This is a genomic window from Shewanella benthica KT99, assembly GCF_000172075.1.
In the GTDB taxonomy this organism is placed as follows: domain Bacteria; phylum Pseudomonadota; class Gammaproteobacteria; order Enterobacterales; family Shewanellaceae; genus Shewanella; species Shewanella benthica_A.
Genome location: NZ_ABIC01000015.1, coordinates 17,610 through 35,277 on the forward strand (window position 1 = coordinate 17,610; position 17,668 = coordinate 35,277).

General features: G+C 47.4%; 14 protein-coding genes and 1 pseudogene. 11 read left to right on the forward strand and 4 right to left on the reverse strand.

The window, feature by feature from the left end:
• Positions 1-20 precede the first annotated feature (20 nt).
• The 7 genes from lpxB (at position 21) to KT99_RS09025 (ending at position 8,439) form a co-directional block, all read left to right on the forward strand.
• Positions 21-1,166, forward strand: coding sequence for a lipid-A-disaccharide synthase (gene lpxB / locus KT99_RS09000; protein ID WP_005499195.1), 1,146 nt, complete (start codon positions 21-23; stop codon positions 1,164-1,166).
• A 42-nt stretch (positions 1,167-1,208) separates the two neighbouring features.
• A complete protein-coding gene (gene rnhB / locus KT99_RS09005) occupies positions 1,209-1,865 on the forward strand; it encodes a ribonuclease HII (RefSeq protein WP_005499197.1) in 657 nt (218 codons plus the stop codon).
• A 122-nt stretch (positions 1,866-1,987) separates the two neighbouring features.
• Complete coding sequence (dnaE, locus tag KT99_RS09010; RefSeq protein ID WP_005499199.1) at positions 1,988-5,461, forward strand: DNA polymerase III subunit alpha; 3,474 nt, start codon at positions 1,988-1,990, stop codon at positions 5,459-5,461.
• Positions 5,462-6,865 (forward strand): tRNA lysidine(34) synthetase TilS, encoded by a 1,404-nt coding sequence (gene tilS, locus KT99_RS09015; protein WP_005499200.1) that lies wholly within the window; start codon positions 5,462-5,464, stop codon positions 6,863-6,865. It begins immediately after the preceding gene.
• A gap of 306 nt (positions 6,866-7,171) precedes the next feature.
• The gene (locus tag KT99_RS09020) at positions 7,172-7,426 is read left to right on the forward strand and encodes a hypothetical protein (RefSeq protein ID WP_005499203.1); all 255 of its coding nucleotides are present in this window, start codon (positions 7,172-7,174) and stop codon (positions 7,424-7,426) included.
• 56 nt (positions 7,427-7,482) lie between these two features.
• Positions 7,483-7,620, forward strand: a complete 138-nt coding sequence (locus KT99_RS21990) for a hypothetical protein (protein ID WP_005496481.1) — start codon at positions 7,483-7,485, stop codon at positions 7,618-7,620.
• Between the two features lie 9 nt (positions 7,621-7,629).
• A complete protein-coding gene (locus KT99_RS09025) occupies positions 7,630-8,439 on the forward strand; it encodes an IS4 family transposase (protein ID WP_005499205.1) in 810 nt (269 codons plus the stop codon).
• A 38-nt stretch (positions 8,440-8,477) separates the two neighbouring features.
• On the opposite strand, the gene dgcS is transcribed toward KT99_RS09025, so the two are convergent.
• On the reverse strand, positions 8,478-9,368 hold the full coding sequence (gene dgcS / locus KT99_RS09030) for a diguanylate cyclase DgcS (protein ID WP_040571809.1): 891 nt from the start codon (positions 9,366-9,368) through the stop codon (positions 8,478-8,480).
• 183 nt (positions 9,369-9,551) lie between these two features.
• On the opposite strand from dgcS, the gene KT99_RS09035 reads away from it, so the two are divergent.
• The 4 genes and pseudogenes from KT99_RS09035 to KT99_RS09045 all read left to right on the forward strand — a co-directional run bounded on the left by KT99_RS09035 (position 9,552) and on the right by KT99_RS09045 (position 13,572).
• Positions 9,552-11,501 carry a cation:proton antiporter domain-containing protein gene (locus KT99_RS09035; protein ID WP_005499209.1) on the forward strand — a complete coding sequence of 650 codons (1,950 nt, stop codon included), beginning with the start codon at positions 9,552-9,554 and terminating at the stop codon, positions 11,499-11,501.
• A gap of 196 nt (positions 11,502-11,697) precedes the next feature.
• Positions 11,698-12,728 (forward strand): annotated as a pseudogene (locus KT99_RS20725) (DUF885 domain-containing protein); the annotation flags it as partial.
• Between the two features lie 20 nt (positions 12,729-12,748).
• Entirely contained in the window at positions 12,749-13,153 is a 405-nt protein-coding gene (locus tag KT99_RS22815; protein ID WP_232504275.1) for a hypothetical protein, read from the forward strand.
• Positions 13,036-13,572 (forward strand): SGNH/GDSL hydrolase family protein, encoded by a 537-nt coding sequence (locus KT99_RS09045; RefSeq protein WP_332370243.1) that lies wholly within the window; start codon positions 13,036-13,038, stop codon positions 13,570-13,572. Before KT99_RS22815 ends, KT99_RS09045 begins: the two co-directional genes overlap by 118 nt.
• Before the next feature lie 123 nt (positions 13,573-13,695).
• Here KT99_RS09045 and KT99_RS09050 read toward each other — a convergent pair whose 3' ends face one another.
• From KT99_RS09050 to KT99_RS09060, 3 genes are all read right to left on the reverse strand, one after another.
• Positions 13,696-14,823 (reverse strand): patatin-like phospholipase family protein, encoded by a 1,128-nt coding sequence (locus tag KT99_RS09050; RefSeq protein ID WP_040571811.1) that lies wholly within the window; start codon positions 14,821-14,823, stop codon positions 13,696-13,698.
• Between the two features lie 433 nt (positions 14,824-15,256).
• Positions 15,257-16,966, reverse strand: a complete 1,710-nt coding sequence (locus KT99_RS09055; protein ID WP_005499220.1) for a proline--tRNA ligase — start codon at positions 16,964-16,966, stop codon at positions 15,257-15,259.
• Positions 16,967-17,092: 126 nt separating this feature from the next.
• Positions 17,093-17,638 carry a methyl-accepting chemotaxis protein gene (locus tag KT99_RS09060; protein ID WP_005499221.1) on the reverse strand — a complete coding sequence of 182 codons (546 nt, stop codon included), beginning with the start codon at positions 17,636-17,638 and terminating at the stop codon, positions 17,093-17,095.
• Positions 17,639-17,668: the final 30 nt, after the last annotated feature.

A 17,668-nucleotide genomic window follows, 5' to 3' on the forward strand; every position in this document is an offset into this window, starting at 1 on the left:
TATTTTAAGACTCGTATCCTATGAGTGAAAACAGACAGATGATATTTGCTATGGTTGCCGGGGAGATCTCCGGTGATATTTTAGGTGCTGGCTTAATCGAGGCGCTGCAAGAATGCTATCCCAATGCTCGATTTATCGGTATTGGCGGACCTCAAATGGAAGCCTTAGGTTTTGAATCTCTGTTTTCTTATGAAGAGCTTGCCGTGATGGGCATAGTCGAAGTCTTGTCTCATCTGCCTCGATTATTGAAAGTTCGTAAAACCTTGATCGCTGAAATTTGTGCTATTAAGCCCGATTGCTTCATCGGTATCGATGCACCGGATTTTAACATTGGTCTCGAGCTCAAGCTAAAACAGCAGGGGATCAAGACGGTGCATTATGTCAGTCCTTCGGTATGGGCTTGGCGACCGAAACGTATTTTTAAAATTGCTAAGGCGACAGATATGGTGTTGTCATTGCTGCCTTTTGAAAAAGCATTTTACGATGAACATAAAGTGCCATGTACATTTGTGGGTCACACCCTGGCGGATGATATTCCGCTTAGCAGTGATAAAATTGTGGCACGTACCGCGCTGGGATTAGAACTTCACGCCGAATATCTCGCAGTTTTACCCGGTTCTCGTGGCGGTGAACTTAAGCTATTAGCCGAGCCTTTCGTTCGCGCGGCAAAGATAATCAAGCAGAAATATCCAGATATTCGTTTCGTGACTCCAGTTGTGAATGCTAAGCGTCGTGCTCAGTTTGAGGCGGCACTGAAAACATATGCCCCGGATCTTGAAATCCATATCATAGAAGGCCACTCGAGAGAGGTGATGGCCGCAAGTGACTGTATCTTGTTGGCTTCTGGCACCGCGACGCTGGAAGCCATGCTCGTCAAACGGCCCATGGTTGTCGCCTATCGTGTTAGCCCGATCACTTATCGCATAGCCAAGTCTTTGATGCTGATTGACAAGTATTCTTTACCGAACCTGCTCGCTGGAGAGAATTTGGTGACCGAACTCATTCAGGAAAACTGTACCCCAGAGAAGATTGCAGCGGCAGTCTCTATGCAGCTCGACGGTGATTTCACCAAACTCGAGAGTAAGTTTCTCGAACTCCATAGTCAGTTGCGATGTAACGCGAGTGCTCGCGCCGCAGAGGCAGTGGTTAAGCTTATCTCTCATTAGTGTACATTTTCAGTTTTAGCGCTCAGTTAGCAGGTATTAGGTATGGCAATTTTTAAAGCGATTACTCCCCAGCAGATCGACAGCTTGAGTGTGGGCTTATACGCCGGCGTCGACGAAGTTGGTCGTGGGCCATTAGTTGGCAATGTGGTGACCGCGGCGGTGATTTTGGACCCTAAAAACCCTATCCTAGGGCTCAATGATTCGAAGAAGCTGACCGAGAAGAAACGTGAGGCTCTGTTCACCGAGATCCATGAAAAAGCCCTGTCCATCAGTGTCGGTCATGCGACGCCTGAAGAGATAGATGAGCTTAATATTTTACATGCCACCATGTTAGCCATGCAGAGGGCCGTTGCCGGGTTAGAGATTAAACCCGTGAAAGTGTTGGTCGATGGCAATCGGGCCCCCATTTTTCATCATGGCGACAACACCGAACTTGCCCTAGAGGCCCATGCTATAGTGAAAGGCGATGGTTTGATTGCCGGCATCAGCGCGGCATCAATTGTCGCTAAGGTTATCCGTGACCGAGAGATGAAACTGCTCGATATGGAGCATCCTCAATATGGTTTCGCTAAACATAAAGGCTATCCGACCCAGGCTCATTTTCAAGCCTTAGAGCAACATGGTGTGCTAGCCGAACATAGAAAGAGCTTCCGCCCGGTAAGAGATAGATTAACCAAGGATCTGCAAGCCAGAAACTAGGCACATATTTTTATTCCTGTAACTTAGCGTTCTGGTTTGGTCTGTCTGACTCTGTTAATCTTTATCAGGCTCCCATCGTCTCTTTTTTACTCATTTTTTACTAATTTTAAGTACTCAAAAATATGTCTGATCCCAGTTTTGTGCATCTACGCGTTCACAGTGATTTTTCCATGTCTGATGGCCTGGCCAAAGTGAAGCCTATCTTAGCCAAAGTGACAGAACTTGGCATGCCAGCAGTGGCGTTAACCGATCAGACGAATCTATGTGGGCTAGTTAAATTTTATGGTGCCTGTCATAGTGCGGGCGTTAAGCCCATCATAGGTGCCGATTTTTGGATGCAGGTACCGGGATTCGACAAAGAATTCTGTGCGATTACCGTGTTGGCGATGACTAATGAAGGCTACTCAAACCTAACTCTGTTGATCAGTGACGCCTACCTTAGGGGGCACATCAAGGATAAGGCGGTCATAGATCAAGGCTGGCTGGCTAAATACAGTAAGGGATTATTACTCCTCTCCGGTGGTCGTCAGGGAGATGTGGGTAGAGCCTTGCTGAATGGAAACCATGGCCAGGTCGCTTCCCTGATTGAGTTCTATCGGACCCACTTTCCCGACCGATATTATCTGGAGCTGCTACGTACCGGCCGCCCCGATGAAGAGACCTACCTTCATCTGGCTGTGGCGTTGGCACAGGAGAAAGATTTGCCTGTGGTGGCAACCAATCAGGTGGTGTTTAATGGCCCGGAATTCTTCGAAGCCCATGAGATCCGTGTCGCCATTTCGGACGGCTTTACCTTAGCCGACCCTCGTCGCCCGAAGAAATACAGTGAGCAACAGTATTTTAAGACTAGTGAGGAGATGTGTGAACTGTTCCAAGACATTCCCGAGGCCATTGCCAACACAGTCGAGATTGCCAAGCGCTGTAATGTGACTGTGCGTTTGGGTGAGTATTTTCTACCTAACTTCCCCACGGGTGACCTCAGCATCGAAGACTTCCTAGTTAAGGTGTCGAAAGATGGCTTGGAGGACCGCTTAGAGTTTCTATTTCCCGATCCCGAGGTGAGGGCACAGAAGCGTCCGCGATACGATGAACGACTGGATATTGAGCTTAAGGTGATCAACCAGATGGGTTTCCCCGGCTACTTTCTCATCGTGATGGAATTTATTCAGTGGGGAAAAGATCAGAATATTCCAATTGGTCCGGGTCGAGGGTCAGGAGCTGGCTCCTTAGTGGCCTATTCCCTCAATATTACCGATCTAGACCCGCTGGAATATGATCTGCTGTTCGAACGTTTCCTCAACCCTGAACGTGTTTCCATGCCGGATTTCGATATCGATTTTTGCATGGACAGACGAGATGAAGTTATCGACCATGTGGCCGAGCTCTATGGCCGTGATGCGGTATCGCAGATCATCACCTTTGGTACCATGGCTGCCAAGGCCGTTATTCGAGATGTGGGCCGAGTATTGGGCCATCCCTATGGCTTTGTCGATCGTATCTCTAAGATGGTGCCTGCTGAGCCCGGCATGACTCTGGCCAAAGCCTTCGAAGTCGAACCAGCACTGCAGGAGTCTTATGATGGCGATGAGGAGGTCAAAGATCTTATCGACATGTGTCGAATATTAGAAGGTGTGACGCGTAACGCGGGTAAGCATGCCGGTGGCGTGGTGATATCGCCGACCAAAATTACCGATTTCGCTCCCATTTACTGTGACTCGGAAGGAAAAAACCCGGTTACTCAATTCGATAAGAATGATGTCGAGACCGCGGGTCTGGTCAAGTTTGACTTCCTAGGACTGAGAACCTTGACCATCATCGACTGGGCATTGCAGATGATCAATCCCAAACGCAAGGAATTGGGTAAAGAGCCTGTGCGTATCGAGTCGATTCCGCTGGATGATAAGAAGTGTTTCAAACTATTGCAGCGTTATGAGACGACGGCGGTATTCCAGCTGGAATCACGTGGTATGAAAGATTTGATCAAGCGTCTTCAGCCAGACAGCTTCGAAGATATGATCGCCTTAGTGGCCCTGTTCCGTCCGGGTCCTCTTCAGTCCGGCATGGTAGATAACTTTATCGAGCGTAAGCACGGTCGAGAGGTGGTTTCCTTCCCCGATGCCGAGTATCAACATGAGTCTCTTAGGTGGGTACTCGAACCCACCTATGGCATTATTCTCTATCAAGAGCAGGTGATGCAGATAGCTCAGGTGCTCGCCGGTTATTCACTCGGTGGTGCGGATATGCTGCGTCGAGCCATGGGTAAGAAGAAACCCGAAGAGATGGCTAAGCAACGTGGTACCTTCAAAGAGGGCGCCATCAATAACGGTATCGACGGCGAACTGTCGATGAAAATTTTCGATCTGGTGGAGAAGTTTGCCGGTTACGGATTTAACAAGTCTCACTCGGCCGCCTATGCGCTGGTCTCCTACCAGACACTCTGGCTTAAGACCCATTATCCGGCCGAGTTTATGGCGGCGGTAATGTCTGCCGATATGGATAACACCGATAAGATAGTCATCCTAGTGGATGAGTGTGAACGCATGGGCCAGCCTCTGCTGCCGCCTGATGTAAATAAGGGCTTACTTAAATTCACTGTCGATGAAGAGGGCAAGATAGTTTATGGTATTGGCGCTATTAAGGGAGTTGGCGATGGCCCCGTGGAGTCTATATTAGCAGCGCGTAAGAATGGTCCTTTCAAAGACCTATTCGATTTCTGTGCCCGGGTAGATCTTAAAAAGTTAAACAAGCGCATCATGGAAAAGCTCATTTTTGCTGGAGCCTTAGATAGCCTAGGGCCTCATCGCGCCGCGATGATGGCTACCTTACCCGAGGCTGTACGCGCCGCGGATCAAAATGCCAAGGCCGAAGCGATTGGTCAGCATGATATGTTTGGTTTACTCAATAGTGATGTCGAAGACATTAAGCAGCAATTTGTGCAGTGCACCCCCTGGCCGGATAAAGTCTGGCTTGAAGGTGAGCGTGATACTTTAGGTCTGTATCTGACCGGTCACCCGATAAATCAGTACCTCAAAGAACTTAAACATTATACATCGGGCCGACTCAAGGATGTGCATCCAACCGAGCGCGGTAAGACCATGAAAGCCGCCGGTCTGGTGATTGCGACGCGGGTGATGCTGACCAAACGTGGATCTAAGATGGGACTGGTGACTCTGGACGATAAGAGTGCCCGTCTGGAGGTGATGCTATTCACCGAGGCGTTCGAGAAGTTTAACCATCTGCTGGAGAAAGATCGCATCTTGATCATCGAAGGAGAGGTGAGTTTCGATGACTTTTCCGGTGGCAATCGTATGACAGCCAGAAACATCATAGATATGGGTGAGGCGCGTAATCATTTTGCCAGTGCCCTCGAGATAGATATCGACAGTGACTTAATCGATGAAACTTGGCTAGATAGCTTTAAACAAGTGGTGGAGCCGTGGAGAAAAGGTGCTGTACCTATCATAATCAACTATGCACAACCACAGGCTAAGGCTCAGTTCAAACTGGGTGATAACTGGAGAGTGAACCCGACAGATGAACTCATGTTGGCGCTGGAAACCTTAACCGGAGCGGGTAAGGTGAGGATCTTGTTTTAAATGTCTGCAGATAGGATGAAAAATGACTTAGATGTCGCCGATTTAATTGCTGATAGTGTCGCGTCATCAGGGATTAAACCTGGTGCTAAGTTAGTCCTAGCTTACAGTGGCGGCGTCGATTCAGAGCTGTTAGCACTAGGCTTGTCTGAGTTTGCTCGAGAGCACCATGAGTACCGTTACTTGCTGGTTCATGTACACCATGGCTTGAGTGATCATGCCGATGCTTGGGTTGCTCATTGTGAGTCCAGAGCTGAAGCTTATGGTTTAGCCATTAGTATCAAACGGGTCGTGGTGGATACAGGTCCACGTAAGAGTGTCGAGGCCGAAGCGAGAAACGCACGTTATGATGCGATGAGATCTCAGATGGAGCCTGGAGATGCCCTATTGACCGCGCATCACCTGGATGATCAGCTCGAAACTGTGCTGCTGGCATTAACGCGAGGCCTAGGTCCCAAGGGATTAGCCGCGATGGGAAGCATGCAGGTGTTTGGCAAGGATAAGCAACTAATTCGACCTCTTTTATCTATTAGCCGTGAGTTAATAGAGGCCAAAGCCAAGGCTGTTGGACTGGTTCACATTACCGATGAGAGTAATAGTGATGACAAGTATGACCGAAATTTTCTCCGCTTAGAGATCATCCCCAGACTCAAAGCCCGTTGGGGTGCTATAGCGACGACTGCGAGCCGTAGTGCATTTTTATGTGCTCAGCAACAAGCGGTTATCGATGCAGAGGTGAGTGAGCGCTTACCCATTTTTATCTCATCCAGGCAGGGAGGAGATTCTCTCGACTTAGGACTTCTCGGGGCGCAGAGCAGCAACTGGCAATCATTGCTCTTCAGAGGCTTCATAGAACAATTAGGTTTTGCGCCACCATCCCAGAGTCAATTAGCTCAAGTACTGTCACAATTATTGACGGCCAGACGTGATGCTAAGGTCGAACTTAAATTGGGAGACTTGTTGATTAGACGCTACCAGGGACATGCTTTTCTTGGGTCGGTAACAGATGAAACAGATGAGTCACCAATCCAGCAGTGTATCCAGGTCGACACCAGCAGTTTATTGGATAAAGATGCAGAGATGAGTCTTTCATTATCCAAGCGTAACAGATTGTCGATAACTAAAGTTAGCCTGTCAGATAGAGTTCGATTACCCGATAGCTCGCAACGGGTTAGCATTCGCTTTTCGGTGAAGGGAAGTACCCGATGCCATCCTGTTAATAGAGATAAAGTCAGAGAGCTGAAAAAATTATGGCAGGAGTGCGGCATTCCGCCATGGGAGAGAGCAAGAGTGCCCTGTATTTTCTACGGCGAGCAACTGGTGTGCGCCGTGGGTTATTGGATAGAAACAGGATTCTTGTGTGAACAAGATGAATGCGGATTAGTGTTCACTTCATATCAGGTTTAACACATCCAGTGTCAATGGTATTAGCTAAGTCTAACTTCATTATCGGCTTAAGCATTCGTATTGAATTAACTCAGGTCGGCTCTATAACATCTACGGCCTGCCGCTTTGGCTAGATTTATTTCTTTATTGGCTAAGCATGGGTATCCGTATTAAATTAACTCAAGTCGGCTTTCATACGTAGGATCTTAAGCAAAAACTCAATATCTACATGATTAACCAATGTTATTTAATAAAAGTTGGAAGTTGTACTCATCTTATGATCAAATAGTAAGTGCGAACCACTAATCAAAAATGAGAGAGCACAAGATGAATTTTAACGCGATTCCTAAGCAACTGACAAGTGTTCTTAACTCATGCAACATCACTCAATTAGCCAAACAGTGTCATTTCATGCAGCGGATGCGCAACATTTCACCCATGCAGTTGGTGCTGGCAATCCTCAATACTTTGGGAACCAGAACCAATATTAACCTTGCTGATATTCATAAGAATTTATGCAGCCAACATGACATCGGGATCAACTATAAGCCCTTGCATAATAAACTAAAAAACCAGAGTTAACTCAACTGCTTAGAACTCTTGTCGAACAAGCCGCTAACGAGTGGCTACTCGAGTTAGTGCATAGAGTATTACCGAGTGAATACCCCTTTAAGTCGATAGAGGCTCATGATGCTAGCTCCCTCAAATTGCACATTGGTTTAACTAAAGAGTTTCCCGGCCGATTCACCAAGACTCACCCGGCAGCCATGGAGTGACACGTGACCATGGATTTGATGTCTGGTCATTACAATTATCTGGGTATTTCTCCCGATTCAGAAAGTGAGCGGCACTATAATCCCTTTGCTTATGAAATACAGGACACCTTGCTGCTCATGGACGCGGGTTACTTTAATATTGATTACTGCTATCAAGCAGACAAACACGGTGGTCATGTAATTATGCGAACCAATGGTAAAATTAATCCCGATATAAAAGCGGCTTTTGATAGCCAAGGACTTGCGATAGAAGGGTTAATCGGTAAAAAATTAAAGCAACTTAAATCGCATCGAGAGCAAATAATCGACCTCGATGTTCAGTGGAAAAGCAAGCCAGGAACTCATCGATTAATCGCCTTCTGGGATAGAAATAAATCGGCGATTGGTTACCTCATCACCAACCTAAAGCGAGCACAATTCAGCGCTGATAAAGTAAGTAAATTATATGGGTTGCGCTGGCAAATAGAATTATTCTTCAAGGAGTTAAAGTCCTACAGCGGTTTAAAAACCTTCAATACTCGAGATAAAAGCATTGCCGAAAGTCTCGTGTGGGCGAGCATGCTTACCTTACTATTAAAGCGCTTTATCGCGAGGGCGAGCGGCCTAATACACCAAGTGACTATATCTACGCAAAAAGTCGCACGGTGTGCAAACGATTGGCTGCCTGACATTTTAAAAGCACTGTTATCTGGACGTGAATACAGGATCAAAAAGACACTAAGGAAATGGTGCCGTTACTTCAGTGAGTATGCTTGCCGCGCTCATCCTAAAAGAGATAATCAGACGCTTTTTGTACAACTAACAGAAACTCATGTCTGAGAATGTATAACCCCTCATATTTAAAGGGCTACAGCTCCTTAAGGACTAACATATGAGTCGGCTCTATAACATCTACGGCCAGCCGCTTTGGCACGATATAGTGCTTTATCGGCTCTTTCATACAATGAACAGGCTGTTTCATCGCTCTTCCATTGTGAGATGCCTAAGCTGGTCTGCACTTGATGCTTTTCAAACAGTGTCAACCTGGACATAGCTTGCAATACGCGTCTACATAAAATTTCGGCTGCAGCCAGATCTCCGCGGACTACGACAACAAATTCATCACCACCGACACGAAAGGCCTGATCTGTATTTCTGATGGCTTTAGTGAGCAAGATACCAAACTCTGAAAGTACAGTGTCGCCAAATTGATGTCCGTGTACATCATTTAGCATCTTAAAGTTATCGAGATCTAAGATCACAATCGACAATGCATTATCGTGTCGAGTCGATGTCGCAATGGCCTTCTTAAGACTCTCGATATAGTAATGACGATTGCCCAGTCTAGTGAGTGAGTCATACATGGCTTGTTGTGACATCTCTTGAAATTGAGTGGCATTAAACAAGGGCTGTATGACTAATGTTTGCAGCTGCTGCAATTGTCTTGCCTGTGAAGGCTGCAAAGGAGCGGCTAAGCTGTATTCAATACATGCCGTTTTACCTTGGTGTACCAACTGCTGCTGTATGGATAGCCCTTGGTGTCTGCCCCAAGTAAATTGGTGTTTGTTGTATCTCAGCTTTATACCAAGGATAGGCAAGTGTTGACCCATTACCTTGCCGAAACAGGCAAAAACTGTCCTGGGATCTAAACTTTCATGTAACTGCTGAATGATCTGTACGAAATCTGGATCCCGGCTCTGGAAGCCAAGTAATTCAGGTTGATATCTTGGTTCATCAGAATAAAAGTCTGTCGCTAGTCCTAAGTCCATCATGAGTGCTCCATCAATGCGGTATTGCTGAGGTTAATGCTCCTCGCTCATGTAGGATTACAAGCAAAAAGTGTGCCTAAAATAATGTTAATTAAATTTGTCTTTATTTCTCATTCAGTTAATCTTTCAGTGCTAGTGACATAAAACCCATGCCAGTTTTTTGACTCGGAGTTTGAATTTAGAATGGAACAAAGTTTTCTCATCCAGGTTCTGTCGATGCTTGTCATCGCTATCATCTCAATAGCCCTACTCATGCGGGCTGGCTTACCTGCAATCTTGGCCTATCTGGTCACTGGGGTGATCAGTGGCCCTTCAGGTTTCAATTGGTTTAGTCAGCATGAGATGCAATCGGTGGCTGAGCTGGGCGTTGTCTTGCTGATGTTTAGCCTGGGCTTAGAGTTCTCTCTGCCAAGACTCTGGGCCATGAGACGTACGGTATTTGGACTCGGTAGTGCTCAAGTGGTGGTGACCACCTTACTGGCAGGCTGTATTTCCTTATTCAGCTCCCTGAGCCTAGTAGAGTCACTGGTTGTAGGCTCTGCAATTGCGCTCTCATCGACGGCCATAGTACTTAAGCTACTCAACGAGCAAGGTTGGCTCAGGCGCCGCCATGGTGAACTCTCGGTCAGCGTGCTGTTATTTCAAGACCTTGCGGTTGTGCCCTTGCTCATCTTGCTGCCTTTACTCGCCTCTGGTGGTGAGACTTTATCGATACAGGGCATAGGCTACGCTCTGGCGGAAGGGGTGTTAGTCTTTATCGCCCTGATGGCATTCGGTAAGTGGGGCTTACCCAGGTTATTCGATGAGGTGGCTCGTTCACGCTCCAATGAATTGTTTATGCTTTCGACCCTGGTGGTGGCCTTACTGACAGGGGCATTAACCCAATGGCTAGGCTTGTCTATGGCGTTAGGTGCTTTTATGGCGGGTATGTTGCTAGGAGAAAGCCAATATAAGCGGCAATTAGAGGCGGATATTAGACCCTTCAGGGATCTCTTGATGGGCTTGTTTTTCATCTCGATTGGCATGTTGATCGATTTCTCTTTGGTACTGCAGTTCTGGTGGCAGATTTTAATCATCTTGATCGCCGTGATAGTCGGCAAAACTCTGGTGGTATTTGCCTTACTCAGGCTAGCTAAAGAGTCATTTAGGATCTCGGTAGCCACGGCCTTGAGTCTGGCTCAGGTGGGGGAGTTTAGTTTTGTGGTGCTGGCATTGGCGGTGAACTACGAACTGCTCGATGTCGAGCTCAGTACTAAGCTGGTAATGGTGGCAGTATTATCTATGGCCATCGCTCCTTGGTTGGTGCGCCATAGCTTGGATATTGCTCGTAGGTTGCAAAGGGTTAAATCTAAGGGAGAGACAAGCTTAGTAATAGAGCCTAAAATTGAGCATCAAAATGATCTGGTGTTGATATTAGGCTATGGCCGAGTTGGCCAGACCATTGCGCGCTTTATGAAAGCAGAGGCTGTGCCCTTCTTAGTGCTCGACTTAGATCCTACCCGAGTCTCTGAAGCACGAAAGGCTGGTGAACCTGTGTATTTTGGCGATGTGTGTAAAAGGAGCATACTCAAACAGGCTAAAATCAGGGAGGCTAAGTTAATCGTATTGACCTTCAGTGGCAGTCGCATTCTGGAAGAGGTGTTACCTCTTTGTCGTCAACTGGCTCCGGAGGCTAAAATTTTAGTGCGTACCCGAGATGACACTGACATGGAGGAGCTTGAAAAAGCCGGGGCCAGTCAGGTGATCCCTGAAACCTTAGAAGGCAGCTTAATGCTGGTCTCACAGGTCTTGTACCAGTGCGGAGTACCGCTGACGCGTATATTGAAGCGGTTAGAGTATGAGCGTCGTAACCATTACAAGTATCTTCATGGCTTCTTCTCCGGTGCCGAGACTGATTTTACCCTGGAGCACCTTCATGCCGTGGCTCTACCTAAAGGCGCCAGCGCCGTTGGCATGACTTTAGCCGATATCCCCTGGGAGAAACTCAGAGTCGAGCTAAGGGCGGTGAGGCGCAGTGGGGCCGAGGTAGAAAGTCCGGCACTCGATTGGTGCATACACTCCGGCGATATCCTGATTATTCTGGGTAAGCCAAGACGCATCGAGAAAGCCGAAATTTATCTATTACAAGGATAAATTAAAAAATATAACAACTTGAGTGTCTGAGTGTCAGGGACTTATATAGCAGAATTTAGTGTTACAGTTACTAACTTGTTAATTATTTAGATCTAATGATACCCTGTTGTCGGCAACAATCAGACAACAGGGAATGTCATGTTCAAAAAACTCCTCAAATATTTCGGGCTAGTCCTGCTCATTATCTTGGTATCAGCCACCACGTTTCGTTATCGAACGTGTACTGACTGAGATGAACGGCTTTGTCGATACACCTATCAAAGAAAATATTCTCTACACATCATTGTAGAGCAAGTTAGCCGCAGTGGGGGATATCCCTATTCAAGAGCAGACACGTATCTTGTTGGCGGCACAGGAACGTATTCGAGACTATGTCCATCCGGCTTATGGACTGTTTATCGATTATTTTTCTGAGCTTGAGGCTAAAGCGGGAACCGATGATGGGATCTGGCACCTCCCCGATGGCGAGTCTGCTTATCGGCTATCACTCAAATTCTTTACCGCCACAGATTATACCCCGGATGAGATCCACAACATGGGCCTCTCAGAGGTTGCTCGCCTTCAGTCTGAGATATTAGTCATCTTAAAATCTGAGGGCTATGGGGGTGATGATGGCTTCTTTGCTGCGATTGAAACCATGGCGGCCGATCCAAAGTTTTACTATGAAGACAGCGATGCGGGTCGCGAGCAGATCTTATTGGATTATCAGAAAATCCTCGATGAGATAAATATGGGGCTGGATGATGCCTTTCGAATTTGCCCTCAAGCGGGCATGGAAGTCGTACGTATTCCCAAGTTTAAAGAGAAAACGGCTCCCGGTGCTTATTATCAACGACCGTCGCTCGATGGCAGTCGTCCCGGCCGTTTATTCGCAAGATGGCTCCTTTTACCGCTTACTCGGAAGGTTGGGCACTCTACTCTGAACAAGTGGCTTGGGAGCTAGGTTTTCAGGATGATCCCTTCGATAATATCGGCAGGCTGCAAGCCGAGCTATTTCGCGGGGTACGTTTGGTGGTGGATACAGGTATTCACCATAAGCGTTGGACCAGGGAGGAGGCCATAGAGTATATGAAGCTCAATACCGGTATGGCAGATAGTGATGTGGTGTCAGAGATTGAGCGTTATATTGTGATGCCAGGTCAGGCAACTTCTTACAAGATTGGCATGATGAAGATCTTATCTCTGCGTGAAAAAGCTAAGCTGGCTTTGGCCCCTAAGCTTGATATCCTGTTAGGCAAGGAGAAGCCATGTTCTATTATTTCGTGCTGCTGATACTTGGGCCTCTGTTACTTATACAGGGGAGGCTAGTGCGTAAGAATATACCTATATTGGCCGAAGCCACAGGGGGACGCAGTGGCTGCTTAGGTGAGGGCAGACCTCTTAGTTTACTGGTCGTTGGAGATTCAGCTGCGGCAGGTGTCGGTGTCGAGACTCAAGATGATGCCCTCAGTGGCTGTTTGACCCGGGTATTGGCACAGAAATATTGCGTGGATTGGTCCCGGTGGCGAAATCAGGCAATACGACGGAAGATCTTATCGAGACGTTACAGGGGCGCCCTTTTCAAACCGACTCCTTATCAGTGGGCTGCTCGCAAGCCAAGGTCCTTGATGGCAATAATCCAGATGACAATAGTTCAGCTGACAATTGGCTAGCTAGTAGCAGCGCACCTGATATCGATGTGGTCTTGGTCTCGCTCGGGGTCAACGATCTCTTGAGCCCGATAAGGGAGAGTCATTGGATAGCTCAGCAGGCACGGTTAATTAAATTACTCAAATCAAAATATTCCGCCAAACATATCTTGATGACAGCCGTCCCGCCTATGCACTGTTTCCCTGCCTTTTCCCAGCCATTAAGATGGTTTCTGGGACTGAGAGCGTCGGAGTTTAACCGTAAGCTAGTGTCGCTTATCGAGCTTGAAAGTGAGTGTGAGCTGATCATTATTCCCCTTATGCCAATAGCATCTGATATGGCCAGTGATGGCTTTCATCCCAGTGCAAAAGTTTATCGACTCTGGGGATGCGCGGCAGCCAAAGCCATCGAAAAGAGAATTGAGAGCCTTCAGCATCGTTAAGAGCCCTCAGCGTTATCAAAAGTTTTCAGGGTTATAGGAACTTCAGCTTGATAAAGAGCCCTCATCCTAGCAAAGCTCCTTTAGCTACTAGCTCCTGTGAGCCGCTTATCGCTTTTTAGCTCTCTATTTAGTTATGGCGAAGAAGTCTCGAAGCTCATCTATCTGACACATGGCATCCTGATAACCTAAGTCAATAAGGGCGCTGCAGTACGCCTGCTCGAATAGCAGATAGGAGACGATACTCGAGTCAGTATCTTGTTTTATGCCAATAGGCCTGAGCATAGCTTTTACCGCTGTTGGCATCTCCTTATAGTAATAGGATGCCAGTTGACTCAAGTCTTCGCTGGGCTTGATGACTAAGGTTTCTATCTTAGTCAGGGGCAGTGACTTTCTTTTTTCCTCTGGGATTAACTCGAGTGTGGCGTTGATCCGCTCCAGACGTTCCAGATCGCTATTTAAGGTATCGGAGAAGATGGTATCGAGCAGATGACCGGTAATCGTCGCCACCTTAGGGTGATGGGTTAGCTCTTGGGGCTGCCGCTTGTGGGGGCTCTCTAAATTTATTACCAAGATTTTCTTGGCGCCAAGATGAATTGGGCTGCTCAAGGGAGCAAGTTGATGCACTGATCCATCGCCGTAATAGCCCTGATTGAGCTTAATTGAGGGGAAGATTAGCGGGATAGCCGAACTGGCGAGTAGATGGTCTGTGTTGAGCTGAGTGCGTTGGCCACTGCGCCTGTCCCTATGCCAGTCAGTAATATCATGACTGCCCTGGAAGAAGGTAACCGATCTCGATGTGTTATAGCAGGAGACGTCGATGCTCAGAGCGTTGAGAGCGCCACTGGCGATATTTCTGTCGATGCGAATGAAGTTAATAAGCTGATTGAGCATGTCGCGTAGGGGATCGCTGTTAAACAGGCTGCCAGCATGGGTGTTGATTCTGTCATCTTGCAGGCTCATGAGTAACATCTTGCACAAGTGTCCCAGTACCCCTCTGGCCGATGATTTATATATCTTCTCGGTGCGAAAGTTACGCCATACCCACTCGAGTTTACGCACCCCAAGATGAAAGCAGGAAGCATGAGTGGCGATAGAGGTACCATTGATGGCTCCGGCTGAGGTGCCGCAGATTATCTTGAAGGGAATGCCGTGATTTCGTGGATAAAATTGCACTATGGCCTTGAGTACACCCACCTGATATGCGGCTCTTGCCCCGCCGCCGCCGAGCACAATCGCTGTTTTTTCTGGCAAAGCTTTCTCCATGCATAAATATCTAGTTTAATAATACCAATCCTACTAAATATATGATCTTTCAGCGAGAGTTCAAGGTGCTGTAGGCAAGATCTACCTATTGCTCCTCGATGATTGCTCCTGCATTATTCTACCTTCACCTGTCTATAGGCTCCTAGCTCCTGTATCTGACCTCCATGGTCCTAAGCGTTCCATACGTTTTAAAGACATTTCCTTTATTCCTATGGGTCCGGGGAGGAAATGGCTTATTTTGTATGGAACAAAATAGACCATTCAGTCGTATATCGAAAGTATCTAACGCTGCATATGTGGAAAAATCAAGCAGATTAATGGATTAAAATTGTTCGGCAACATTCTACAAAGATGCCATAAAAAACGCGCCCTCCTATGGAGTGCGCGTCTGGTATTAAGCTAGTCGTTTAATTGCTGGTGATTACTCGGCAGACTTAAGGAAGTCGAGCAGTTGATCGAATGGGATATCCCGCTTCTCACCGGTGCGACGGTTCTTATACTCGAACACGCCATTATCGATGTTGCGATCGCCGATAACGACAACATGTGGCAGACCCACAAGTTCCATGTCGGCAAACATCACGCCCGGACGCTCTTTACGATCGTCAAACAGGACTTCGATGCCTGCATCATTCAGATCTTGATACAGCTTCTCGGCCATATCTTTAACGCGATGAGACTTATGCATGTTCATCGGCAGTATGCCGACCTTGAACGGCGCGATGGCTGCTGGCCAGATGATGCCACGATCGTCATGGTTTTGCTCGATGGCGGCGGCAACGATACGGCTCACGCCCACACCATAGCATCCCATAAGTAGGGTCTTAGACTTACCATTTTTATCCAATACATTGGCATGCATAGATTCAGAGTAGTTAGTCCCTAGCTGGAAGATATGACCCACTTCGATACCGCGAAGCAGGGCGATAGTGCCTTGACCACAAGGACTAGGCTCACCTTCGATGATATTACGCAGATCGAATGCTTCAGCCTGAGGCAGGTCGCGCTCCCAGTTGATACCGAAATAGTGCTTGTCGTCCTGGTTTGCACCGGCGCCAAAATCGCTCATTACATTAACGCTGTGATCGATATACACAGGGATGTTCAGGCCGACAGGGCCGATAGAGCCAGGTCCTGCACCAATCGCCTTGCGTATATCGGCTTCATCGGCAAATTCAAACGGAGCCAGTACGGCTTCAATCTTCTCAGCCTTAACTTCGTTGAGCTCATGGTCGCCACGAACCACGATAGCCACTAAAGGTACTTCTTCAGTGGCGCCCTTAACGATCAAGGTCTTCACCGTCTTCTCGATGGCGATATCGTGTTGCTCGACGAGTTCGGCTATGGTCTTAGCATTAGGCGTATCGATCAGAGTCATCTCTTGGGTCGCAGCTCCCCGGGGCTCCGTAGGCATAGGTGCTTCTGCCTTCTCGATGTTCGCGGCGTAATCGCTCTCGGTTGAGTAGGCGATCAAGTCTTCACCGCTATCGGCTAGAACATGAAACTCATGGGACATGCTGCCACCGATAGAGCCGGTGTCAGCTAGTACCGGGCGGAAAGACAGGCCCATACGCTCGAAGATGTTGTTATAAGCCTGGAACATGGTGTCGTAGGTGACATCCATAGACTCTTGATCCAGATGGAAAGAGTAAGCATCTTTCATCAGGAATTCACGAGAACGCATCACACCGAAGCGAGGACGAACCTCATCACGGAACTTGGTCTGGATCTGATACAGAGTCAGAGGCAGCTGCTTATAGGAGTTTATCTCTTTACGTATGATGTCGGTGATGACCTCTTCGTGGGTCGGACCCAATACGAAATCACGGTTATGACGATCTTTGAAACGCAGCAGTTCGGGGCCGAACTTCTCCCAACGCCCCGTCTCAATCCAAAGGTCTGCCGGTTGAACCATAGGCATTAAGATCTCTATAGCCCCTGCCTTGTTCATCTCTTCGCGGACAATAGCCTCTACCTTACGCAGAACTCTAAGCCCCGTCGGTAACCAGCTGTACAGTCCCGATGCGTTCCGGCGAACCATGCCCGCACGTAACATTAATTGATGACTGACCACCTCTGCATCTGCAGGGGTCTCTTTTTGTGTTGAAAGCAGGTACTTGCTTACGCGCATTACCGATATCCAGTTCAGAAATAAATAGGCTGACATTTTATCATCTGAGAATTTGATGTCACCAAGTTTATTGGCCCTTGGAATGAAGGGGTATTACATTTCGTTTGGATTGTGGGTATTTTGTCTCTAATTGAGTTTGAAGCCGCCAACAACATGGTTTAGCTGCACATTAGCCTGTATTAATCTCTGTGTGCTGTCGACCGTATCAACAGCATTACTACTCAGTTGGCGGATCATCTCATGAATTTTAATCATATTGATATTTATATTTACATCTTCTGTTACCACACTCTGCTCTTTTGCTGAAAATGCGATCTCTGTAGTTAGGTCATTGATCTTAGTGATTGAGGAGGTCATATTTTCAAGAGAGATCATTACCCGTGAGTTGGTGTCTACTGTTTTGCTACAGCTTTTTTGGGTGGAATCCATCGAGGAGACCACTAGTCTCGTGGCTGAACGTAAATCGCTCAGCATCCTATCAACCTCTGAGGTACTCTGCTTAGTGCGCGCGGCTAACGCCCTGACTTCATCGGCAACTACCGCAAAGCCTCGCCCCTGCTCACCAGCTCTTGCCGCTTCAATCGCAGCATTGAGTGCCAATAAGTTGGTCTGCTCGGCAATTTCACCAATAACTCTGAGTACGGCATCTATTTTTTCAAAGTTTTGGCTCATCGTTCACGGCAAGATCATTATAAATTGAAC